Here is a 23358-nt window from a genome sequence, read left to right as displayed (position 1 = left end):
GTTTCACGTGCGCGAGTAAAGCAATTTCAGGCCCGCCGTGGCGTAAACCAAGGTGAGGGTGCCTTCGATCCAGCGGCGCGCCCTGCGGTAGGCACGGATCATCGGCGCGGTCGAAAAAACCAGCGCGTAGCCACAGAAGATGGTCACGCTCAGCACCGCGCAACCGGCAAGGATGACCGCGACGGTTTGCGGCGTCGCTTGCGCACCCAACCCCAGCGTCATCGTCGCCACCCAGCCCAGCAGCGCCTTGGGATTGGTGAGGTGCATGAGCAGGCCGCGCTGGTAAAGGCGCCAGCCAGAAAGCGCCGGTGCGTCAGCGATCTCACGCTCGACCTTTTCGGTGGACGTCAGTGCGGAGCGGGCCGCTTTGAAGGCGAGAAACAGCAGGTAGGCGCCACCGAGGATTTTCAGCAGCGTGAGCGCTTCGGCGTATTGCGTGAGCACGGCGGAAACACCGGTGGCCGCCATCGAACCCCAGAAAAACGACCCGCTGATCACGCCTGCCGCGAGCATCAGCGCCGGGCGTCGGCCCCGGTGCATCGCCACGCCCATGATGCGCATGTTGCTCGGCCCGGGACTCGCCGCGCCGACGATGTAGGCCGTGTAGACGAGCAGAAGGTGATGAAGATCGAAGGGCATGGGCCTTGGTCCTTTAAGGTCGCGGTAAAAGGGTCGTCTGAAAACCTGTTTTACCACGGAGCGGCGGATTGCCAAGCGCGCGATCACTTCTGATGATTGATCGTGCCCACGCTCTGCGTGGGCATGCCTCCCGTGACGCTCCGCGTCATCCCGCCCCCAGACCTTAAACAGCCTCCAACGAACGGACGCGGAGCGTGGGAACGATCGACAAACTATCGGGCATTCATCGGCGGCGTCGGCTTGATCAACTGCAACTGCTGACGATAGTCGTCGGTCACTTGCCGTGCCTGGCTGTTGCTGGTGATGACCCGTGGGGTGATCAGCACGACCAGTTCGGTGCGTTTCTTGCTCTTGACGGTGTTGCCGAACAGCCAGCGCAGGCCGGGGATGCGGCCCAGGTACGGCACGGCGGACACGGTGTCGAGGTTGTCCTGTTTGATCAGCCCGCCCAGCAACACGGTTTGACCACTCTGCACCGCCACCTGGGTCGACACCGAGCGGGTCGAGATCCGCGGGTTGCCGTTGGCGTCAGTGGCCGTGTCATTGGCGTCGCTGACCTGCTGCTGAATGTCCATGTACACCAGGCCGCCCGGGTTGATGCGCGGAACGACGTCGAGGATGACCCCGGTCTGCACGTATTCAACGCTGCTCAGGGTAGCGGTGGTGGCCGAGGTGTTGACCGTGGTCTGGCTGATCGGGATGTTGTCACCGACCTGAATCTGCGCCTGCTGGTTGTTCATCACCACCAGCGACGGCGCCGACAGCACCTGCGTGCGGCCGCTCTTTTCCAGCGCGTGAAGGGCGATCTGCAGGTTATTGCTGACGAACGAATAAAACAGCGAATCGCTGGCACCCAGGCCTGCACCGCCGCCACCCAATGCGCCCTGACTGCCGGCGGTGTTCGCCACGGTAGTGCTGCCGGAATTGCCGGCCAGCTGCCCGAGGTACCACTGCACGCCAAGGTCCAGCTCGCCGGTCAGGTTCACTTCAAGAATCCGCGTCTCGATCTGTACCTGCATCGGCGCGTTGTCCAGGCGCTTGATGGCGGATTCGATCTCCGCCCACTGGGCCGGGCGCGTGCGGATCAGCAACTGGTTGCTGCTCTGCTGGGCGGTGATGCGGGTGCTGTCGTCCAGACGCCTGCTGGCGCCAGAACCGCTGGCTGCGGCGTCAGAGCTGTCGCCCTGACTGCTGCTGTCGGCGCTGTCCTCGGACGCCTCGCCGTCCTGCTCTTCATCGCCTTGCTGAGTGCCGGTTTGCAAACCACCATTGGCGCCACCCATCCCTGAACCCATGCCGCCACCGATCCCGGAGGAGCTGCTGTTCAAGCCCTGGCCGCTGCCGCTCAGGCCGCCGCTGCTGCCGGTGCCACTGCCGTTCAGCGAGGACAGCGAACGGGTGCGCAGACCCGGTGCAACCTTGGCCGCGCTGTCGTCCTTGATCTGGCCGTTGCCGTAGATCTGCCGCAGGTATTTGGCCAGGTCCGAGGCCTTCATGTTGCGCACGTCGTAGACGTACATCTGCGGCTCGTTGCCGCCGCCTTCGTCGATGGTGTGAATCCAGTCGCCGACTTCGCTCAGGTAGCGCGGCTGGGAAGAAATCGCCACCACCGAGTTGGTCCGCTCGATCGGCAGAAACTTGACCATGCCGGCCAACGGCATGCCGCTGTCCGGGCCGAACATCTTCTGCAGCTCGGGCATCAGCTCGCCGACGCTGGCGCGTTGCAGGCCATAGACGGCGATGGACATGCCCTTGAGCCAGTCGACGTCGAAGGTGTCGATGGTGTCCTGGTAGTTGGCCAGTTCATCCGGCGTACCGGCCAGGCTCAACACGTTGCGTGCCGGATCGACCAGCAAAAAGGCGTTGTCCCGGGCGAAGGGCTTGAGCAGCTTCTGCATCTCGGTGGCCGAGATAAAGCGCAATGGGAACAATCGCGCTGACAGCCCGGTGGACGGTCGCGCCACCGGCATTTCCGGCACCAGCTTGCCGGCGACAGCCTGGTTGGCCGGCAGGATCACGTAACGGTCGCCCTGGCGGATCATCGCGTTGTCGGTCCACGACAGCAGCGTTTCCAGAATCGACAGCGCCTGCTGCTTGTTCACCGGCTGCGAGGTCGAGAAGCTGACGTCGCCTTTCACGCCCTGATTGATGCTGTAGTTCTCGTGCAGCAAATCGCCGAGCACGGTGTTGATCACCGCTTCGATGGGCTGATTGGCGAAGTTGAAGGTGATGTCACCGGCGGCCGCCGACGCGCTTTTTCCACCCGCGCCGCTTTGGGCCGGGCCCGCACCGCGCACGAACGTCTGGTTGCCACGAATGATCTGCTGGCGCGCGGGCGCAGGCTTGGCGCCGGGGTTGTTCGGGCTCGGCGCTTCGACCGGATCGCTGACCGGGCCTCGCTGCGAACCGGTGCCATTGAGTGCTTCCTGCATCAGGGCCGGATCGTTTTCAAAACGTTCCGGGGTGGACGCGCATCCGGCCAGGGCCACGGCGGTGGCCAGGCACAACAACGGGCTGCGCAAACGGGAAAACTCAGGGGTGCGATTGTTCATGGTGTGGGTACGTTTGGAAGGGTAATAGGGGGGACTTTCGACGGCGGCGGAAGGCGCAGCAGGGGCAGACGCAGTTCGCGGGTCTGGCCCTGATGGCTGAAAGTGGCGTGTTGCGGCGTGACCGAATCCAGGGTCCAGCCGTTGTCCAGGGTGCTGCCGACGGCCAGCTTCAGGCGGCGCTTCTGCGGCAGTTGCAACAGCACCCACTGTGAAGCGCCATCGATGACCACGCCGCTCAGGCTGATGCCGTCCAGGGACGACGCCTGGGATTTGCCGGTGACCAGATCGGGCGTGCGGTCCGGGCTGAACATCGATTGCTGCCACGTCAGCGCGAGGGCCTGGGCCGGCAGCGCAGGCAATGCCGCAGGCCCGGCCGTTGGTGTGGCTTGGCGCGCTTCGCCGGCCGGCAGCCAGTCGATGTCCTGACCGGCGCCCATGCTCAGGCTGACGGCGACGGCAGCAAGGGCTACCGTGGCAGCGCCGAGCGCCAGGGTAAGGGAGTCGAACTTCATGCGTCAGGCTCCTCGGTGGACTGCTCGGAGGGATCGGGTTGTTGCCTTTCAGGCATTGGCTCGGCGTCTGGCGCTTTGGACGGCAACGCCTTGTGCGGCGCCGCCTGTTGCAAATAACCGCGCAATAGCAGGTGCACCTGCAGGCGTCCGGCACCGCCACTGGCAGGGGCCGAGGTGGCGCGGCGAATGCTCAGGTTGTTGATGAACAGAAACGGCTGGCCGTATTCCAGTTCGTGCAGCAAACCCACCAGCGGCTCCATGGCGCAGTCCAGGGTCAGGCTGACTTTGACCTGACGATACGGCTCGGCACTGTCGCGCTCGGGGGTGATCGGCATGCGCTGGGTGACCTGGCAACCAGGGCCCTGATCGGCGTGGGCCTTGACCAGATCGAGGCTGCGTTGCATCAGGTCGGCGGCCACGGCGCTCGGGTCTTCGCCCGGCAACAGGCTGCTGCGGCTCGACGGGTCGCGGCGCGCCGCCTGCAACTGCTGCTCAAGGCTCTCCCGTTGAGCGAGGGCGCCGGCATAGCGTTGCTCCTGGTTACGCAGGGTGTCGGCCTGGTCCTGCAGGTCGCTCAACGGATCGAGAAACCAGCTTTGCACCAGCAACCACCACGCCGCCCAGAGCACCAGCGCCAAGGCAATCAGCGCGGCGCCGCGGCGTTCACGGGGGGTCAGTTCACGGCGCATCGGCGGCCTCCTTGCGCAACTGGGCGCGCAGGGAAAAGCGCTCTTTGCCGGTCTGCGCGTCGGGCTGAATGATCCCCTGGAACTGCGCGTCGGCGAGGGTGCGGCAGTCTTTCATGCGGCTGATGAGGGCGCTGGCCTTGGCGCTCTGGCCGGTGATCGACACGCTGCCGCCGTCGGCAATCTCCAGCTGCTCGACCCAAGTGTCAGCGCCCAGGCAACCGGTGAGGTCAGCCAGCACACTGGAAGTGGTCGGCTGCGCGGCTTTTTGCTGGGCCAGGTAACGCGCGGCGCCCTGGGTGTTGATCAATTCGCGGCGCAAATTCTGCACCGCTTGCACCTGGCTGCGTTGCTCGTCGACGTGCTGTTGCATCGCTTCGACCTGGGCCGTGCGCGCGTCCAGCCAGAGCACCATGCAGGTCAGCAGCAAGGCGCCACAGACCACGGCGAGGAAACGCGGCAAGCGCGCGGAACCTGCGGTCGCCGGCTTCAGCTCGGCTGGCAGCAGATCGACATTCAGCCGTTCGCCCTTGGCGTTGCGCGCGTCCACCGCATACAGCGACAGGCCACGTGCCGTGCAGGTGTCGATGACCGGCTGCAAGCGCTCACGCAGCACCGCCACCAGCAGCACCTGCGCCAGGGTTTTGCCCTTGGCGGTGACGCGCGCGACGTAGTGCATCTGCTCGCGGGGGTAGGGCGTGTATTTGTCCAGCTCGAAACCGACCACGCTGTGCAGATCCCGCAGCGCCGCCAGCGGCAGTTGCAGCGGCTGCGCCAGGACCATGCCGGCGGGGAGCATCAGGATCAGCCGCTCGCCATTCTCGGGGGCAATGTGCTCGGGCAACGGCCAGTCGATCACCCGCTCGCGCACCTGGGGCATCAGCCGTGCGCGAACGCCGGCGGGCAGCAGCGCCTGCAACTCCTCGAGCCAGGCCTGCCAGAGATGCTGCGCCGGGCTGTCACGCCACTGACTGCGCACCCGGGCCTGCAAGGGCGCCAGCTGCTGTAAAAGTGATTGCTTCATTCTTGCCAACGCAGAACGCGATACGGTCGCGCTCCCTCCTTCGATGGGTTCAATAACAACGTGACGTTGAGCGTCGTGGTGTAACCGCCGGGCAATGTCGCCTGGCTTCGAATACTGATGACCGGGCCTGCGTCTTCGGTCGCTGGACCCGCTTGCGGCAGACCCAGCGCTTGCCGCAGCCAGGGCGATGCCATGCGCGGATCGGGCGCGGTCAGGCCGCTCCATAATGTGACGTGGGGGCTGGCGCACTGGTAGAGCGGCTGGCCGATGCCTGGCAGTTCGCGCACTTCCTCGACCATCCGCAGCGGCGCCCGGCCACCGCCGCGACGCTGCTCCAGGCCCTGGGCCACTTCCCGCGCCAGGTCCGGATTCGCCCCGCACGCTACCAGCAGGCGGGTGAAGGATTCGGCCGGCGCCGCGTTGAGGTCCAGCTTGCCGGTCTCGCTGCCCAGACTCACCGCCAGCGCGGCCTCATCGAAACGCAATCCGTGGGGCTGGTTGTCGGCTTTCCAGTGCCGCACCGGGTCGCGGTCCAGCTGGGCCAGCACCGCCATGCCGATGCCAGCCTCCGCCGCGAGTACCGCCTGGGTGTGCTGGCGCTGCCACAGCGCCTGGCGATTCTGCAGGTGCACCCAGCCGAGCAAACCGGCGAGCAAGGTGCTCAGTAGCGCCAGGACCCACAACACCAGCAGCAATGCCACGCCTTTTTGCCGACGTTCGTTCATAACGTGTGCGCCTCGCCGGACAGGTCCAGGCGCAGATTGATGCTCTGTAACGGCCAAGGCACGGGGCCGCCCAGTTGCGCGTCGATGCGCACACTGATCGGCAGTCGTCCCGGCCACGGCCAGTGATCCAGCCACGCGGTTGATTCGCCGGTGGGCGACACGCCGCGGTAACTCAATTGCAGCGCGCGCACTTCATGCAACAACACCTGTGGCTCTTCGGCCGGCAGCAAGGCCTGACCGCGCAAGCGCTCCAGGCTAATCTGCAAACGCTGTCCGGCCGCCAGCCTCACGCTGTGCCGGTACAAACCGCCGCCCAATGTGGCGGGCAGCGGCGCATAAAAACTCATGGCCTGGGCATCGCCCTCGAACACCGGTGCCTGGCCGGGCTCGGAACCGCTGGCGGCGAGGGGCAGCGCCTGACCGATGGCGCTGCGCAGAAAATTCTGTGTCGACCGTATTTCGTCCAGCCGCGTGCTGTAACGCTCGGCCTTGGCCATGGCGCGGTTGGCCCCGGTGATCGCGGCGCCGACCATGGTCAGCAGCACGCCGAGCAGGCTCAACACCACCAGCACTTCGAGCAGCGTAAAACCCTGGCTTCGACGGCCCATTGAGCGGCGCGTCATTGCCCGGCCCCTGACTGTCCAGCTCCAGAACCAGCGCTGCGCACTTGCAGGCTGCTGTAACGGGCCCGCCGCGCGCCGTCCCTCACTTCGAGATCCAGCCGCCATGCCGTCGCCGGGCTGTTGCCCCGGGGCAGCGCGCTGACGTCCATCTGCCAGTTCACGCCGCTCCACTTGCCCTCGGTCCGGCCCGGCTGCAAGCGACCGGCGCTGGCTTCATCCATCAGCGAGCGCGCGGCCAGGCTTAACCGGTCACTGCGTTGCGCTTGCTGCAAGGCCCGTGCGCTCTGCCCGAACGCCACCACCAGCACGCTGCTGCACACCGCCAGCACGGCGAGGGCAGCGAGCATTTCCAGCAATGTGAAACCGCGCTGACGCCTCAATTGAGCGTGCGCAACTGAACGTTGCCGGTCAGCCAGTTGATGTCCACACGCCAATGTTTGTCGCCTCGGGCCAATAACAGATGGCCGCCGCTGGAACCGCCGTCCGGGTAGAACTCGAACGCCGGGCCCAGGCCGTCAGCGGTCTGTAATTGCACGCGCATGTCGCTGGGCAATTGCACCGGCTTCAGGTGCGGGCCCTGAAGGCGCCCGCTGCGCAGATCAAAGCGCGTCTGCGCCGGTTGTCCGGTGACGATCGCCTGCACCCGCGCCGCGCGCAGTGACTGCACCACTTCGCTCAACGCCCGGCGCTCACTGGCCGCGTGCAAACCCCGGCCCACGCCAAAGCTCACCAGGCCGACGCTGATGCCGATCAGAACGATCACCACCAGCAATTCGAACAGGGTGAAGCCGCGGGCGCGGGGCAGGGCGCGCATGTTATTCCCAGTTACCGATGTCGGCCTTGTAGCCGTCACCGCCAGGCTGACCGTCCTGACCGTAGAAGATCAGGTCAAAGCTGCCGTGCTCGCCGGGGTAGCGGTAGCCAAACGCATGGCCGAACGGGTCTTTCAGGTCCGAAGGCTTGGCGTACGGACCGGCCCAACCGGTGGCATTGGCCGGCTTGGTCACCAGCTGCTGCAGATTGGCCGGTGGCGTACCGACGTCCAGGCCGTAGCTTTCGACTTTCATGCCGAGGCTGGCGAGTTGCGCCTTGCCTGCGCCGTATTTGCCCTTGTCGACGTTGCCGCCGACCTGACGCACGACGATGGTGGCGACGATGCCCAGCAGCACGATCACGGCGAGCATTTCCAGCAGGGTGAAACCGCCCTGGCGACGGCCTTGGGCAGCGTTGAATCGGGACATGTGTATTTCCTCAAATGTTACTGGTAAGGCTCATCAACGGCAGCATGATGGCAAGCATGATCACCGCGACCATGACGGCCATCACGACGGTCAGGCTCGGCACCAGCGCGGCGAGCAGACGGTCGATGCCGCGCTTGGCTTCGACGTCGAACACGTCGGCGACCTTGAGCAGCATGCCGTCCAGGTTGCCGGCCTGTTCGCCGACTTCGATCATTTGCAGCGCCAGTTCCGGCAGCAGCGGTTGCTCGCCGAACGCCTGGGCCAGGGTGCCGCCACCCTTGACCCACTCGGTGGCTTGCTCGACTTGCGCACGCAGGGCGTAGTTGCCGCACACCTGCCGGACGATGGTCATCGCCTGCAACAGCGCAACGCCGTTGCTCAGCAGGGTGCCGAGGGTACGCGCCAGACGCGCGGCTTCGATCCGCTGCAACAGCGGGCCGATGACTTTGATAAACAGCAGGCGCCGGTCGTGACGCTGACGCCGTTGCGGATCTCGGCGCAGCACCGCGACGGTCCAGATCAGCCCGACGATGGCACCGAGCAACAGCAATCCGTAAGCGCTGAGGAATTCCCCGAGCCACAGGATCGCCTGGGTGATGAACGGGATCGGCACGCCCAGATCACGAAAGATCGGCACGAACTGCGGCACCACGTAGGCCAGCAGCAAGGCCAGCGAACCCAGCACGCCGACCACCAGAAAGATCGGGTAGATCAGCGCATTGATCACTTCGCCCCGCAGCATCTGACTGCGTTCCAGGTAGTCGCTGAGCTGACGCAGGGTGTTTTCAAGGGACCCGCCGGCTTCGCCTGCGCGGACCATGCTGATGTACAGGCTGGAAAACTGGCCGTGCTCTTCTTCCAGCGCCTGGCTCAAGGGTTTACCGGCCTTGACCTGTTCGCGAATGCGTTCGAGCAGCGCTTGGCGCTTGGGCTCGTGGGTCTGCTTGAGGAGGATGGTCAGGGCGCGTTCCAGCGGCTGGCCGGCACCCAGCAGGGTCGCCAGTTGCTGGGTGAAACTGACCAGCGCCGCGCCGTTCATCGCGCCCCGGCGCATGGCCGCGCGCAGGCCGCTGTTGGCACTGGCTTCAAGGCTGAGCAGCAACAGGCCGCGCTTGTGCAGCGCTGCTGTGGCCGCGGTCTGATCGGCCGCTTCGAGGGTGCCGTGTTGGGCGACGCCGTCTGCATCCAGTGCGCGGTATTTGAAATGGGCCATGGTCAGTCGCCACGCGTAACGCGCAGCACCTCTTCAAGGGAGGTCACGCCGGCCACGGCTTGACGCAGGCCTTCCTCATATAGGGTGCGCAGGCCACCGCGACGGGCCGCTTGCTCCAGCGTCGAGGCATCGGCCTGGCGCATCAGCAGGCCGCGCAGTTCTTCATTCATCACCAGCAATTCGGTGATGGCGCTACGGCCGTGATAACCGCCGCCGGGCAATTCGCTGGCCGGGCGATACAGGGTGATCGGGCGTTGATCGGTGAAGCGATCCAGACCGTGCTCGGCAACCAGTTCCGGCGGTGCTACGAAGGCGATGCGCGTGAGCGGATCAAGCCTGCGCACCAGCCGCTGGGCCAGAATGCCTTTGACGGTGGAGGCGATCAGGTAGCTTTCGACGCCCATGTCCAGCAGCCGCGTGATACTCGCCGCGGCACTGTTGGTGTGCAGGGTCGACAGCACGAGGTGACCGGTCAGGGACGATTGAATGGCGATGCGGCAGGTTTCCAGGTCGCGCATCTCACCGATCATGATCACGTCCGGGTCTTGCCGGACGATGGAGCGCAGGGCGCCGGCGAAGTCCAGGCCAATGGCCGGCTTCACCTGAATCTGGTTGATCCCTTCGAGCTGATACTCGACCGGGTCTTCAACCGTGATGATCTTGCGCTCGGCGGTGTTGAGCCGTGACAGCGCGGTGTACAGCGTGGTGGTTTTGCCGGAACCGGTGGGGCCGGTGACCAGCAGAATGCCGTGGGGGTTTTCCAGCACGTCGAGGAAGTTCTGCAGGCGCTCGCCGTCCATGCCCAGGCTGGGGAAGTCGAAGCTGACGGTCTGCCGGTCCAGCAGACGCATCACCACCGACTCGCCGAAACTGGTGGGCACCGTGCTCACCCGCAGGTCCAGCTCCTTACCCTGAATGCGCAGCATGATGCGGCCGTCCTGGGGCAGCCGACGCTCGGCGATGTCCAGCCGCGCCATGATCTTCAATCGCGAAATGATCGCTGCTGACGAACTGGACGGTGGTGCCTCGGCTTCGTGAAGCACGCCGTCGATGCGATAGCGCACTTTCAGCTGGCTCTCGAACGGCTCGATATGAATGTCGGAGGCGCGTTGCTCGACGGCCCGTTGCAGGATCAGGTTGACCAGCCGGATCACCGGCGCCTCGGAGGCGAGGTCCTTGAGGTGCTCGATGTCTTCTTCGGCGCCGCCGTGTTCGTCGAGGGTCTCGATCAGCGAGCCCATGGCCGAGCGGCCCTGGCCGTAATAACGCTCGATCAGCCCGTCAACCTCACTGCCAGCACCCACCGACACATACACCGGCGCCTGGCAGGCGTAGGCCACGGCGTCCAGCCCGTAGGCATTGCCGGGGTTGGCGGCCAACACATGCACGCCGTCGGCATGGGCGCCGATGGGCAGCAGGCGATAGTGGCGCAGAAAGCGCTCGCTCAATTCCGGCAGCGGTTCACCCGACAGCGTGACGTTTTCCGCCAGCAGCAACGGCGCTTGCAGCGTCGAAGCCCACGCCTTGGCCAGGTCCAGTTCGGACACCAGCCCCAGGCGGGTCAGCAATTCAGTCAGCGAGCTGCCTTCGGATTCCTGAGCCAGCCGCTGTGCCCGTTCCAGATCACTTGTCTTCAACCCGGCATTGGCCAACAGCCACGCACACAGCGCTTCGGCCGAGTGCGCGGTCAATCGTTGGCTATTGATAGGGGACAGTTTTATGGACACAACGGGGATTCAAATAAGTGAGGCCTCTGACGAGACCTCGGGGTGATGAATAAACAGTCGTAATAAAACAGTAGCTAACTGAATGCGTTAGTTTGTCGCAGACGACGTTTTAGCGGTCGGACGGCCACGCTTGTTTTCATCAGCCTGATTCTGTTTGGTGGCTTTCACGGTGGTGGCATCTTTTTGTGTTTGCGTCATGACAGTGGAATCTGCTGCGCCGGAAACAGTTTCCTGAGTGTCGGAGTCAGCGGCCATTGTTGCAGTTGCAAACGACAGGGTCAGTGCGGCGATGGCGCCCAGTACTGGCAGTTTCATGTGATGTTTCTCCAATGTTTGTCATGTGTTTGAAATGATCGCAACGCTGGCTTCAGCGTGGGCCCACCGCTTGCCCTGAGGGTGAAGCCCAGTGTTTACGGGGTTTTTAGCGTCGAGGGTGAAAATTGCTAAACCTACAGACCTGTAGGTTTAGCAAGAGTTCAGATGATGTATCAAAAAATGTCGAGTTTGTTGAAGATTGATTTTTTTGTTTGACATCAATTGAAAACAATTGCCTTAATTTAAACGTCTCGGGCAACGCTCGTGCAGTTCGGTGGCTCATCGCCATTAACGTTAGTTACAGAAGATCAAATTGCCCATACTCATCGTCACGTTGTAACGCCACTTTCCCGTTCACCGATGTTCTTTCGAGAACTTCGGTATAGGCCTAGTCATGCCTGAATTAAAGGCTTGTGGCGTGTCAACTGCGACAAATGAGCGCGGGTGATACTTGGAGAGCGTCCCCTATGCGAAACCGTAAAACTTTCGGTGCCCACTCGGCACTGGCTTTGTTGAGCCTGGCTATCTGCCACGCCAACGCAGCCGACACCACGACCCAAGAGCAACTGGCGGCCAAGGAACTGCGCGCTGACAAAGCGGCAGAAAAAACCCTGGCGAAGATGACTCAGGAAGAAAAGCTGGCCTACATCGGCGGCATCGGTGGTTGGGACGTCAAGCCGCTGACCCAGTACGGCGTGCCACAGATCCACGGCGCCGACGGTGGCGCGGGCATCCGTTACACCAGCGAAGGCAACGATCCGGGCGTGGTCTATCCGTCCGGCCCGAACCTGGCGGCCACCTTCAACCCGCGTCGCGCCATCGACTTCGGTCGCGCCCTGGGCTACGACACTGCCAGCGGCGGCTACCAGTTCGTCACCGGCCCGGGCATGAACCTGTACCGCATGCCGTGGAGCGGTCGTGCCTTCGAATACCTCTCCGGTGAAGACCCGTTCCTCGGCGCAAGCCTGGGTCCTGCGGTCATCAACGGTATCCAGCAGCGTCGCGTCTGGGCCGAAGCCAAGCACTACGCCGGTAACGATCAGGAAACCAACCGCTTCATCCTCAATCAGGTCATGCCTGAGCGCGTTCTGCGTGAGATGACCCTGCCGCCGTTCGAGTCCGCGACCAAAAACGGCACCGTGGCGATGATGATGTGCTCGTTCCAGAAAGTGAACGGCGAGTACGCCTGCGAGAACAAGCACCTGATCGCCGACATCCTGAAGAAGGAATGGGGCTTCAAGGGCCTGGTGCAGAGCGACTACAACGCCGTGGTTCACGGTCTGCCAGCGGCACAGGCCGGCACTGACCTGGACATGATGGGCGGCCAGATGAACAGTTCGGTGCTCAAGCCGTACCTGGACAGCGGCGAGCTGGACATGGCGACCATCGACGACAAGGTCCGCCGCATCCTGAAGAACATCTACCTGTATCAGTTCGACAAGTTTGCACCGCTGACCACGCACAACATGAACAGCGCCACCAGCAACAAGGTCGCTCTGAACATCGCTCGCGAAGGCATCGTGCTGCTGAAAAACCAGGGTGACGTGCTGCCACTGGACAAGAACAAGGTCAAGCGCATCGCCGTCGTTGGCGATCTGGCCAAGTACGCGCCGCCGACCGGTTTCGGCAGTGCTCACGTTGACGCCACCCGTTACATCAGCGAGCTGAGCGGCCTGCGCCAGATCGCCCCGGGCGCCCAGGTCGAGTTCCTCGACACGCTGTCCCTTGATCCGACCGCCATGCACTGGACCACCACCGACAGCAAAGGCAACAGCGTCGCTGGCATGAAGACCGAGTACTTCAACAACGCCACCTGGTCCGGCGACCCATCGGCCACCCGGATCGACACCTACGTCAATCTGGACTGGTCCACCGACAGCGTGCCGAGCAACGGCGACACCGCCAACACTTCCATTCGCTGGAGCGGTCAGGTCACCCCGACCATCAGCGGCGACCAGGTCTTCAAAGTCCGTGCCGACGGCGCCGTGCGTCTGTGGGTCAACGGCGAGAAAGTCATCGACAACGGCGACGGTGAGAACATCACCAACAAGAGCATTCCGCCGACCATCCCTGTTTCCGGCAAGATCAAGCTGGAAGCCGGCAAGGCTTACGACGTGAAGCTTGAATACTCGCGCCGTGACGGTTACCTGTCGACCATGGGCGGCCTGGTGGGCGTGCAGATGTCGACCGCTTCGCTGACCGCACCTTCCGACCTGTCGCAATACGACGCGGTCGTGGTTGCCGTGGGTAACAGCTCGGAATACGAAGGTGAAGGTTTCGACCACAGCTTCGATCTGCCTGAGTACCAGAACGAGCTGATCCAGAACATCGCCAAGGCCAACCCGAACACCGTGGTGACCATGCACGGCGGTACCGCGCTGAAAATGAGCGACTGGATCGACCAGGTGCCGGCTGCGCTGCACGCCTTCTACCCGGGTCAGAACGGTGGTCAGGCCCTGGCCGAGATCCTGTTCGGCAAGGTCAACCCTTCGGGCAAGCTGCCGATCAGTATCGAGCGCAACATCGAAGACAATCCGCTGTACAAGGATTTCCCGGCCTTCGATAACACACGCACCAAGGTCAAGGAAATCAGCTACGCCCACGACCTGACCATGCTCGGCTACCGTGGCTACGACAAGACCAACACCAAACCGCTGTTCGCGTTCGGTCACGGCCTGTCGTACACCCAGTTCACCTACAACAACATCTCGGTCACCCCGGGCGTTGCAGTGGGCAACACGCCGATCAAGGTCTCGTTCGACCTGACCAACAGCGGCAAGCGTGCCGGTTCCGAAGTCGCCGAGCTGTACGTCGGCCAGCAGAACCCGAAAGTCGAGCGCGCCGTCAAAGAGCTGAAAGGCTACAAGAAGGTCTTCCTGCAGCCGGGCGAAACCCGTCACGTCACCATCGAACTCAACGATCGTTCGCTGGCGTACTTCGACGAGGCCAGCAAGCAGTGGGTGATCGATGCCGACACCTTCAACATCAGCCTGGGCGCGGCCTCGGACGACATCCGTCTGAACGCCAAGCTGGTCAACCCGTTCCGTCAGGAACTGTCGACCACCACCAGCAACCCGCTGCCACGTTCGGCGCTGAACTCGGTCAAAGTGACCCTGCCAGCGGTGAAGACCGGCGGTGTGCTTGATCAGACCGAAGACACCGACGCAGCCAATGGCAACACGGACTACGACGGCAACACCGAGTACTGAGTGATCGAAGCGGGAGAGGGCTGATCAGTTGGCCGGCGTCGGGAATTGATCCCGGCGCCGGCTGAGGCCTGAACCCGAGTGACAAAGCATTGAGGCGATCCGGCCAGCCCGGATCGCCTCAATTTTTAGGCGCGGATATCGCGCTCGACCTGCGCCATGTAACTGTCGAAACGCTGCACCAGGTCCACCGTCTCCGGGAAGCGCAGCCATTGCAGCTGCAGCCCGTCCATCATCGCCAGTATCTGGTGAATGATCGCGTCCAGATCCACATCCCCACGCACTTCGCCGGTGGCCACCAGATGGTCGAGCCGTGCCCGCATTCGCCCGTGAATCGTCACGTAGCGGGACTGAAACCATTCCCACCCCGGATGACTGTCCACCAGGCTTTCGGCGTTCAGCATGCTGAACGCGCGAATCACGCCGGGCGCCGTCGCGTTGGAACGGTTGATCTGCCGCAGGCCGCTGACGAAGCCCGCCAGCGTCGGCTCACTGTGCAAGCTGCTGACGACTTTGTGATTGACCTCGTCGCGACGGGCGAGCACGCCCATCAGCAACGCAACCTTGTTCGGAAAGTGATGCAGCACGCCCGCCACTGAAATGCCGACGATGTCGGCGATGCGGGCAATGGAGGCGCCGGTGTAGCCCTCCAGCGAAAACAATTGCAGCGCGGCGTCGAGCAGTTCTTCGCGGCGCTTTTCACCCTTGGGGGCGCGACGGGTGCGGGGGAGTGTGTCTGACGTATTTCCTGTCATCGGGTTTACCTGGCGTCTCCATGATTTGCAGGTGTCTGGGCGGTTCGGCAGGCCTGTCCCGACGCCGGGTTGCGAGGGCGCAACGGGCAGAACGGGCGAGGCAAGTCGTCGCGGGTGCTGAAACGGCACGCTCTGTTTAAGGGGGCCACCGGGTTTTGGCAAGCGAAAACTGATATTCAGGACTCCCGGCAGGCGGGTGCCACCGTTCGGGTGAGCCCTGTCCAGAAAATGGGAACTCCCGCCGCGCGTGCCTCTCCTTTGAAGTAACTGACATGCATGGAGGATCCACTGTGAACGAACAAGCCAATCCGGGAATTGCCTATCTGATCCAATGCGCCGAGGAGACAACGATTGATTCGCGGCTGTTTGCCATTTACGAAGCCTTGGCCGAGGCGGGCGGGCTGATCCCGCAGGAATACTTGATCAAGGTGGCGCGCGAGACCACCGCAGGCCCCAAGCAGCAGTTGTTGATCAGGCTGATCGGCAGAGCCAGTCGCGCACAGGTCCACTGATCAGGCGCGGCCCCCCGTGTAGGCCCACTGACGCCGATTGAACCCTTTCACGACTCGGAGCGCTTGCCCCGTCGGCAACGCTCCGAGCAGTAACGCACCTCATCCCAGCAGCGCGCCCATTTCTTCCGCCAGGTGAACGGTAGCCCGCACACTGCGCAGGTCTTGACCGGCAGCTCGCTCTTCTTCAAATCGCCTCTCCGGCGTCGAGTTTGCCCAGCAGGGACTCGCCCCTTTGCCATAGCGCGTCCTGTTTCGCTTCGGTCATCCGGTCGAGGTTCTTGTAGACCATGCCCATCCGTTGATTGGCGCGCAGCAGATTGCTGTGGCGCATCACGAAGTGCCAGTACAACGAATTGAACGGGCAGGCGTCCTCGGTCGTGCTTTCCTTGACCTTGTACGCGCAGCTGCCGCAGTAATCGGACATGCGCTTGATGTACTGGCCGCTGGCGCAATAGGGCTTGGAACCCAGATAACCGCCGTCGGCGTGCATAACCATGCCGAGGGTGTTGGGCAGCTCGACCCAGTCGAAGGCGTCCATGTAGATCGCCAAATACCACTCGCAGATCTCCCTCGGCGCGATCCCGGCCAGTAGAGCGAAGTTGCCGGTGACCATCAGCCGCTGGATGTGATGGGCGTAAGCGTGTTCAAGGCTCTGGCCGATGGCCTGGCTCATGCAGTTCATCTTGGTCTGCCCGGTCCAGTAGAACTCCGGCAGTGCGCGGGTATTACCGAACGAATTGCCGTCGGCGTAATCCGGCATTTTCAGCCAGTAAACGCCGCGCACGTATTCCCGCCAACCGATCAGTTGGCGGATGAAGCCCTCAGCGGCGTTTAGCGCGACGCCCCCCGACCAGTAGGCCGACTCGACGTCGCTGCACACCTGACGCAGATCCAGCAGGCCGATGTTCAACGCCGCACTGATGCGCGCGTGGAAGAGGAAGGGCTCGTCCATGGCCATGGCGTCCTGATAGTCGCCGAAGGCCGCCAGGCCGTAATCGAGAAAGTACTGCCACAGCGCCTGGGCGTCTTCGTGGGTCACCGGGTAGTCGAAGTCCTCCAGCGAGCCGTAGTGACTGGCGAACCGCTCACGCACCAGCTCCAGCACGTCGCGGGTGATGGCGTCCGGGGCGAAGCGTGCGGGGTAGGGCGCCGAGACCTTCTTCGGCAGCGCTTTGCGGTTTTCGGCGTCGAAGTTCCAGGCACCGCCCACGGGCGTGCCGTCGTTGTTGAGCAGCAACCGTTGCTTGCGGCGCATCTCGCGGTAGAAGAATTCCATGCGCAGCTGGATCTTGCCGCTGGCCCATTTGGCAAACTCTTCGCGGGAGCACAGAAAGCGCGTGTCGCTGTGCCAGACCAGCGGCAGCCCGCATTCCCTTATGGACTGCTCCAGACGCCAGTCGCCGCACTCGGTGGCGTGGACTTCTTCGGCCTGCAAGGACGCGTGCCAGCGCTGCAATTCAGTCGGCACCGAGCCGGTGTTCAGCGGATCGTCCAGCGTGACGTACTGAACGATGACGCCGCGCTCCTGCAGCGCCTGGGCGAAATGGCGCATGGCGCTGAAGATCAGGGCGATCTTTTGCGGGTGATGGGCGACGTGGGTGGCCTCTTCCATGACCTCGACCATCAGCACGGCGTCGCGCTCGGCGTCGCGCTCGGCGTCGAGTTCGGCGAGGCAGGCCAGGTCGAAGGACAACTGGTCGCCGAGGACCAGGCACAGGCGGCGGACAGGCATCATCGATGGGCACCGCGTGACGCATCGGCACTGCGGGCTGTTGGCGTGAATCGACGGAGGACAGATGAGAGAAGGTTGGGCACGGGATTCCTGATGGGCAGGGAGTAATGGCGCCGAGCATAGCGGTTTGCCCGGCGCGCGGTCATGGGGCTAGCCGGACACGTGGCGCCGGACACACTGCATCAGGCCCTGCAACGGGCCGGATTCCACCGGAGCGGGAACGCAGACCGTGCGCTCCCGGTCGCCTTCGCTGATGGTCAGCGTGTAATGCTGCATGCCGCGCAGCGCACGGGCGGGGTGCCGACCCTCCGGCAGCGCGAAGAACTCGGACGCGTCGACCAGTTGTCGCAACTCCTTCTGGTCGCCCTCCGGCAGGGCGTCCACTTCAATGGTGTTGGGCTTGTTCAAGCCCGGAAAATAGGCGACCCCGCCGCTTTCGCTGAATGAGATACGCATGTGGGTGGCTCCTTCTTTTGCCAGATGGCCATGGCGGATCATTGCGCGTTGATGCCCACGGCCGCCCAACCTTCTTTTACCGCGATTTGAGCGTCTTCGCCTACACCGTACAGCCGGCCGGCCACATCGTGGGTGATCCGCGCAAACCGCACGAAGCCGGCATTGGGGCGTAGACGTGAATCGCGCAGCGCGTCGTACCAGATGCGCCCGGCTTTTTCCCAGGCATGGCCGCCAATGCGCGTCGCCACTTGATAAAACGCGTGGTTGGGGATGCCCGAATTGATGTGCACGCCGCCGTTGTCGTCGTAGGTGTGGACGAAGTCGTCCATGTGCCCGGGTTGCGGGTCTTTGCCCAGCACTTTGTCATCGAATGCGGTACCGGGCGCTTTCATCGAGCGCAGGGCGCTGCCGGTGATTTTGTCGGTGAACAGCCCTTCTCCGATCAGCCAGCTGGCCTGCTCGGCGGTTTGTTTCAGGGCGTACTGCTTGATCAGCGAGCCGAACACGTCGGACATCGATTCGTTCAGCGCGCCGGCCTGGTTGAAGTAGACGAGGCCGGCTTCGTCTTCGGTGACGCCGTGGGCCAGTTCGTGGCCGATCACGTCGAGGGCGATGGTGAAGCGGTTGAACAGTGACTGGTCACCGTCGCCGAAGACCATCTGCGCGGAGTTCCAGAAGGCGTTGTTGTAGCCCTTGCCGAAGTGCACGGTGGCGTCGAGGGCCATGCCGGCGTCGTCGATGGAGTTGCGGTCGAAGACGTCGAAGAAGAAGTCGAAGGTGGCGCCGAGGCCGTCGTAGGCTTCGTCGACGGCGATGTCGCCGCTGACGGGCTGGCCTTCGCCGCGGACGAGGGTGCCAGGCAGGGTTTCGCCGCCGTCGGCGGAGCAGATGGAGCGGCGTTTGCCTGTGGGGGCTACAGCGGCCAGGTGAACGAGGCGCCGGTCGGGTTGCGCGCTGAGGCGCAGGGAGCGAAAAGTGTTGTCCTTGGCGCGGGTGCGCAGGGCCGCTTCGCGCTGGGCTTTGTTGCCGTTGCGCGCGATCTGGTCGAGCAGGTACGGGGGGATGAGGCAGAGGATGGGGTTACGGGTGTGGTTCCTGCACATGGGCAATGCTCCTGGGTGGCATCGTTCGATTAAGCGACGCGTCGCGGTCTTGCTTTAATCGACAAGCGGGGGTGATCACGCGTTCCCCACCTGCATTTAATGGGACCGGCTTCAGCCGGGAAGAGCGTCTGCCTAACGGCAGACATTTCGCCTTCGGCGAGTTACTTGGAAAAGTCGAAAGTCGCACCATCCCCAAGTAACCAAGGGTGCCTGCTCCTGGCTTGGTTCCTCCTACGTCGGAATACCCTCACTCCGACGACGCTCCGTGGGCCCGCGCCGAACGGACATCCATGTCCTGACGGCGCTCTCGCCGCATCCATGCGGCTCGACCCACTGCGCGTCGTCTACGTTCGGCCAGCGCCCAAGTCGCGATTGGCGGTGACTGGAATTTTTGTGTATGAAGATCAAAACCAGATCAAGGGCAGATCGAGGGCGCATCAGTCGCCACGGACTTGTGGGAGTGAGCTTGCTCACGAAGGGGGCGGTACATCCGACAGATATCTGGTGTTTGTGATACAGCATTCGCGAGCAAGCTCGCTCCCACAAGGAGGGGGACTGTCAGCAAAAATGTCGGCGCCTGAGCGGGCCTCTTCCCGGCTAAAGCCGGTCCCACTAAAAGCACCGCATACACCCTGTGGAATCGCCTCCGACTGTAGGACCGGCTTCAGCCGGGAAGCCGTTCATCTGCTTTAAAGCGCTTTTGATCTTCGTACACAAAAAGTCCAGTCACCGAAAAACGCGACTTGGGTGCAGGCTGAACGCAGGTTTCGCGGAGTGGGCCGAGCGGCATGGATGCCGCGAGAGCCGCCCCCCCCATGGATGGCGGATGGCGGCGGGCCCACGGAGCGAGACCGGAGTGAAGGAACCCCGAGGTACGAGGGGCCAAACCAGGAGCAGGCACTTTTGCTTACTTTTGGTGCTTTTCAAAAGTAAGTCGCCGAAGGCGAAACAGTCTGCCCTCAGGCAGACGCTCTTGATCTTCCCTCAGTCCCCTCCAAACCGATGCCGCGCCGGGTTTTTCAGCCACAGTTGCAGTTCGGCTTCGGCCTGTTCCAGCGCAGTACGGTTGAGCAGGCGGCGTAGCAGGGCGACGTTGACGGCGCGGGCGCGGAGGTTGAAGGCGGTGCTGCGTTCGCCGGCCGCGTCGGGCTGGTAAACGCCGAGCTTTTCGTAAAGTTGCTGCAGCCGGTTCTGCACGCTGCGCAACGACAGGTTGCGCCGGGTGGCGATGGTGCGGTCGGTGAGGCCCAAGGCGATGTCCTGCAGCACTTCGTATTCGCCGTCACTCAGCCCGGACAACTGATCGTGGGCTTTGAGCTGCACGCCGCGAATCTCGCGGTCGATCACGCACTGCTGCTCGATGAACAGCCCCCGCAACGCCAGGCGCAAGCGCTCTTCCGAGGCGGTCTTGAGGATGTAACCGTAGGCCGCCCCCTGGGGCACGATCCGCGCGATGCCCCGCACGTAGGCCTCGTCGGAGTAATTCGACCAGAACAGAATCGACGTGTCCGGCTGCAGCCGCCAGATCGTTTTCGCCGCCTCGACGCCGGTGCGGCACGGCATCTGCAGGTCCATCACCACCGCATCCACCGGGCTCTCGCTGAATAATCGCTCGCCGATCTGGCCGTCTTCGGCCTCGAGTAAGCGCGTGCATTCCGGCAGGGCCACTTCGATGACTTCGCGCAGGAACGCCCGGTGCACCGGGTCGTCTTCGATCAACAGGACGTGCATGGCGCCTCCGTTCCAACGGACGGCGCAGGCTCGACGACAAGCGGCAGATCCGCCAGCGGCAGGCACACCCGGACCCGGGTGCCGCGCTTGTGGGGCCCGCGCTCGATATACAACTGCGCCGCCATCAGTTGCGCGCGCACCTGCATGTTCTGAATGCCGCCGCTGTTGAGCCGGTGGCTGACGTCGAGCCCAATGCCGTCGTCGTCGATGGTCAGCTGCAACAGGCCGCCTGTGTGACTGATGTGGATGACGATGCTGTCCGGCATGGCGTGCTTGATCGCATTGTTCACCGCTTCCTGAATGATGCGGAACACCGCGACTTTCACCGACTCCGGCAAGCGATCGCCCATGCCGTCGGTGCTGTCCTGCAGACGCGTTTCAATGCTCAGGCCGCTGTCGCGCACGCTGCGCCGCAACAGGTCTTCAACGCCTTCTTCGAAACCGAACAACTGCAGCACCGTCGGCTTGACCGCATCTATGAGCTGCCGCAGCTCCTGCATGCTGTCCTTGAGCGAGCAGACGATGCCGCGCAAGTCCTCGCCCGGCACGCTGGGCAGGGTTTGCAGGCGGGCGATGCGCCGGTGCAGGCGGGTCATGTCGGCGAGGGTCTGGTCGTGCAAGTCCATGCCGACCCGTTGCCGCTCACGCTCCAGTTCCTCGGTCAGGCGCAGCGCGCCCTGGCGCAGCCCTTCTTCTCGGGCACGCACTTGGGCTTCGGCGATGGCCAGTTGTTTGGCCTGTTCGGTCTGGCGCAGGGCGTACACGTACGAGGCCAGCAGATCGGCGACGTGCTGGGTGTGGCGCACGTCATCCAGGGTGTAGAAATGCTCGGTGTGTTTCGAGCAGCTCAGCGCACCGATGATTTCACCCCGGGCGCGCAAGGGCACGTGCAGGCGACTGCGCAGGCGGGCGTCGAAAATCGGGTGGTTGACGGCGCCGGGGAAGGCGAAACGTGCGTCGTTCATGGCGTCGTGGGTCAGCAGAAACGCCTGCTCGCCCAACAGCACCGCTCGAATGGGGCTGGTGTGCACCGGCATCGGTTGAGCGACATCGCCCCACAGCGTGTGCACGCCGCTTTCATAGGTGATGTGTTCGCGGCCGTCGAGGATAAACAGGCACACGTCGAGGTGGTCGTGGGGCAGGATCGGGCTGATTTCCCGGGAGACGGCGTCGATCATCGACTGGAAATCCAGCTGGCCGGCGAGGGCGCGGGAAATACCGAGAAAATGATGCAGCACGTCTTCGGCAAGGGTGTGCGGTCGCTGTGCCATGGGCTTCAACCTGTTTTTATTGTCTGGATCGAACGCTTTTTGCAAATGATCACTTTTTTCAGTGAGCAGGAGGCAGCCCGGTCATTATGGCCCCTGTGCGCTAAAAAGAACGCAGGATCCTGCAGGTCGCTTGCGGGATCCCGCATCAGGTCTGCACGATTGACCACTGACGCTCCGCACCGGCCAGTGCAGACTCGCCGCGTACTGTTCGTAATAAGGTGCGACCGACGCCGTCGGCCACCCTGCAGCCCCCATAAAAATAACAAGGGTTCAACTATGAAAAGTCGTCGTCATCCGCTACGCCGTTCATTGCTCTGTGCCGCACTGGCCGTGGCGCCCCTGATGGCTCTGCCCGTCGCTGCCCACGCCGATACTGCCGACAAGAAGATCGCGCTCTCCAACAATTACGCCGGCAACTCCTGGCGCCAACTGATGCTCGCCAGCTGGCAGCAGACCACCGACAAAGCCGTCAAGGATGGCCTGATCGCGTCGGCTGACAGTTTCACCACGGCGGAAAACCAGGCCACCGAGCAAGCCGCACAGATCCAGAACCTGATCCTGCAGGGCTATGACGCCATCGTCATCAATGCCTCGTCGCCGACCGCGCTCAACGGCGCGGTGAAACAGGCCTGCGACGCCGGCATCATCGTCGTCTCCTTCGACGGTACCGTCTCCGAGCCGTGCGCGTACCGCATCTCCATGGACTTCAAACAGACCGGCATCGAGCAGATGGATTACCTGTCCGAGCGCTTCCCCCAGGGCGGCAACGTCCTGGAAGTGCGCGGCCTGGCCGGCGTGTCAGTGGACGAGCGCATTCACTCCGGCATCACTGCCGGCGCGCAGAAACACCCGAACCTGAAAGTGATCGGAGAAGTGAACGGCAACTGGTCACCGACCGTGGCGCAGAAAGCCGTTTCCGGCGTGCTGCCCAGCTTGCCGAAAGTCGACGCCGTGGTGACCCAGGGCGGTGAAGGCGTCGGCATTGCCCAGGCCTTCGTCGCGGCAGGCCGTCCGTTGCCGGCGATCATCTTCGGCAACCGCGAAGAAGAGCTGAGCTGGTGGAAAAAGCAAAGCGACGCCCAGGGCTATCAGAGCTTCTCGATCAGCAGCGGACCGAGCATTTCCAGCCTGGCGTTCTATGTCGCGCAGCAGTTGCTCGACGGCAAAAAAATGCCCCATGACCTGTTGTCGCCAGCGGTCACTGTCACCCAGCAGACCCTCGACGCCAGCCTGAAGGACCTGCCCAAGGGCGGGATCGTCAGCGAGACCTACAGCGTCGACGACGTCGCCAAGCTCAAGCCCGCCGCTTCCCTGTGAGCTTTTCCATTTGAGCAC

General features: G+C 63.5%; 22 protein-coding genes and 1 pseudogene. 3 read left to right on the top strand and 20 right to left on the bottom strand.

Annotated elements, in window-relative coordinates; all coding sequences use genetic code 11:
• Positions 1–3 precede the first annotated feature (3 nt).
• From QWI20_RS09425 to QWI20_RS09365, 13 genes and pseudogenes are all read right to left on the bottom strand, one after another.
• Positions 4–639, bottom strand: a complete 636-nt coding sequence (locus QWI20_RS09425; RefSeq protein ID WP_369305232.1) for a LysE family translocator — start codon at positions 637–639, stop codon at positions 4–6.
• Between the two features lie 212 nt (positions 640–851).
• A complete protein-coding gene (gene gspD / locus QWI20_RS09420) occupies positions 852–3191 on the bottom strand; it encodes a type II secretion system secretin GspD (RefSeq protein WP_369305231.1) in 2340 nt (779 codons plus the stop codon).
• Positions 3188–3703: a hypothetical protein gene (locus tag QWI20_RS09415; RefSeq protein WP_369305230.1), complete on the bottom strand. Its 516-nt coding sequence runs from the start codon at positions 3701–3703 to the stop codon at positions 3188–3190. The genes gspD and QWI20_RS09415 overlap by 4 nt, the downstream gene beginning before the upstream one ends.
• Before the next feature lie 107 nt (positions 3704–3810).
• Positions 3811–4392, bottom strand: a pseudogene (gene gspM, locus QWI20_RS09410) (type II secretion system protein GspM); the annotation flags it as partial.
• On the bottom strand, positions 4382–5413 hold the full coding sequence (locus QWI20_RS09405; RefSeq protein ID WP_369305229.1) for a PilN domain-containing protein: 1032 nt from the start codon (positions 5411–5413) through the stop codon (positions 4382–4384). The pseudogene gspM and the gene QWI20_RS09405, both read right to left, overlap by 11 nt.
• Positions 5410–6138, bottom strand: coding sequence for a type II secretion system minor pseudopilin GspK (locus QWI20_RS09400; RefSeq protein WP_369305228.1), 729 nt, complete (start codon positions 6136–6138; stop codon positions 5410–5412). Before QWI20_RS09400 ends, QWI20_RS09405 begins: the two co-directional genes overlap by 4 nt.
• Entirely contained in the window at positions 6135–6746 is a 612-nt protein-coding gene (locus QWI20_RS09395; RefSeq protein WP_369305410.1) for a prepilin-type N-terminal cleavage/methylation domain-containing protein, read from the bottom strand. The genes QWI20_RS09400 and QWI20_RS09395 overlap by 4 nt, the downstream gene beginning before the upstream one ends.
• Before the next feature lie 11 nt (positions 6747–6757).
• Positions 6758–7141, bottom strand: coding sequence for a type II secretion system protein (locus QWI20_RS09390; RefSeq protein WP_369305227.1), 384 nt, complete (start codon positions 7139–7141; stop codon positions 6758–6760).
• Positions 7138–7575 carry a Tfp pilus assembly protein FimT/FimU gene (locus tag QWI20_RS09385; RefSeq protein ID WP_369305226.1) on the bottom strand — a complete coding sequence of 146 codons (438 nt, stop codon included), beginning with the start codon at positions 7573–7575 and terminating at the stop codon, positions 7138–7140. The genes QWI20_RS09390 and QWI20_RS09385 overlap by 4 nt, the downstream gene beginning before the upstream one ends.
• A gap of 1 nt (position 7576) precedes the next feature.
• Entirely contained in the window at positions 7577–8002 is a 426-nt protein-coding gene (gene gspG / locus QWI20_RS09380) for a type II secretion system major pseudopilin GspG (RefSeq protein WP_192173599.1), read from the bottom strand.
• A 10-nt stretch (positions 8003–8012) separates the two neighbouring features.
• Positions 8013–9215, bottom strand: a complete 1203-nt coding sequence (gene gspF, locus QWI20_RS09375; RefSeq protein ID WP_369305225.1) for a type II secretion system inner membrane protein GspF — start codon at positions 9213–9215, stop codon at positions 8013–8015.
• Positions 9216–9217: 2 nt separating this feature from the next.
• A complete protein-coding gene (gspE, locus tag QWI20_RS09370) occupies positions 9218–10936 on the bottom strand; it encodes a type II secretion system ATPase GspE (protein WP_369305409.1) in 1719 nt (572 codons plus the stop codon).
• A 93-nt stretch (positions 10937–11029) separates the two neighbouring features.
• On the bottom strand, positions 11030–11257 hold the full coding sequence (locus QWI20_RS09365; RefSeq protein WP_369305224.1) for a hypothetical protein: 228 nt from the start codon (positions 11255–11257) through the stop codon (positions 11030–11032).
• A 467-nt stretch (positions 11258–11724) separates the two neighbouring features.
• Between QWI20_RS09365 and QWI20_RS09360 the strand changes: the two genes are divergently transcribed.
• Positions 11725–14466, top strand: a complete 2742-nt coding sequence (locus QWI20_RS09360; protein ID WP_369305223.1) for a glycoside hydrolase family 3 C-terminal domain-containing protein — start codon at positions 11725–11727, stop codon at positions 14464–14466.
• Positions 14467–14591: 125 nt separating this feature from the next.
• On the opposite strand, the gene QWI20_RS09355 is transcribed toward QWI20_RS09360, so the two are convergent.
• Positions 14592–15218, bottom strand: a complete 627-nt coding sequence (locus tag QWI20_RS09355; RefSeq protein WP_369305222.1) for a TetR/AcrR family transcriptional regulator — start codon at positions 15216–15218, stop codon at positions 14592–14594.
• A gap of 290 nt (positions 15219–15508) precedes the next feature.
• Between QWI20_RS09355 and QWI20_RS09350 the strand changes: the two genes are divergently transcribed.
• Positions 15509–15730, top strand: a complete 222-nt coding sequence (locus QWI20_RS09350; RefSeq protein WP_369305221.1) for a hypothetical protein — start codon at positions 15509–15511, stop codon at positions 15728–15730.
• 47 nt (positions 15731–15777) lie between these two features.
• Here the strand turns inward: QWI20_RS09350 and QWI20_RS09345 are convergent, their stop codons facing one another.
• From QWI20_RS09345 to QWI20_RS09320, 6 genes are all read right to left on the bottom strand, one after another.
• Positions 15778–15918, bottom strand: coding sequence for a DUF2256 domain-containing protein (locus QWI20_RS09345; RefSeq protein WP_369305220.1), 141 nt, complete (start codon positions 15916–15918; stop codon positions 15778–15780).
• A complete protein-coding gene (locus QWI20_RS09340) occupies positions 15915–17465 on the bottom strand; it encodes a cryptochrome/photolyase family protein (RefSeq protein WP_369305219.1) in 1551 nt (516 codons plus the stop codon). Before QWI20_RS09340 ends, QWI20_RS09345 begins: the two co-directional genes overlap by 4 nt.
• Positions 17466–17612: 147 nt before the next feature.
• A complete protein-coding gene (locus tag QWI20_RS09335; RefSeq protein ID WP_346625882.1) occupies positions 17613–17918 on the bottom strand; it encodes a protealysin inhibitor emfourin in 306 nt (101 codons plus the stop codon).
• 38 nt (positions 17919–17956) lie between these two features.
• Positions 17957–19021, bottom strand: coding sequence for a M4 family metallopeptidase (locus QWI20_RS09330; RefSeq protein WP_369305218.1), 1065 nt, complete (start codon positions 19019–19021; stop codon positions 17957–17959).
• 984 nt (positions 19022–20005) lie between these two features.
• Positions 20006–20752, bottom strand: coding sequence for a response regulator (locus QWI20_RS09325; RefSeq protein ID WP_369305217.1), 747 nt, complete (start codon positions 20750–20752; stop codon positions 20006–20008).
• Positions 20737–22023, bottom strand: a complete 1287-nt coding sequence (locus QWI20_RS09320) for a GAF domain-containing sensor histidine kinase (RefSeq protein WP_369305216.1) — start codon at positions 22021–22023, stop codon at positions 20737–20739. The genes QWI20_RS09325 and QWI20_RS09320 overlap by 16 nt, the downstream gene beginning before the upstream one ends.
• Positions 22024–22299: 276 nt before the next feature.
• Between QWI20_RS09320 and QWI20_RS09315 the strand changes: the two genes are divergently transcribed.
• Positions 22300–23340 carry an ABC transporter substrate-binding protein gene (locus QWI20_RS09315; protein ID WP_369305215.1) on the top strand — a complete coding sequence of 347 codons (1041 nt, stop codon included), beginning with the start codon at positions 22300–22302 and terminating at the stop codon, positions 23338–23340.
• The last annotated feature ends 18 nt before the right edge of the window (positions 23341–23358 follow it).

The organism is Pseudomonas sp. W2-17, from assembly GCF_041060445.1.
In the GTDB taxonomy this organism is placed as follows: Bacteria; Pseudomonadota; Gammaproteobacteria; order Pseudomonadales; family Pseudomonadaceae; genus Aquipseudomonas.
The sequence above is the reverse complement of the archived record's forward strand: the minus strand, read 5'-3'. Positions and strand labels throughout refer to the sequence as shown.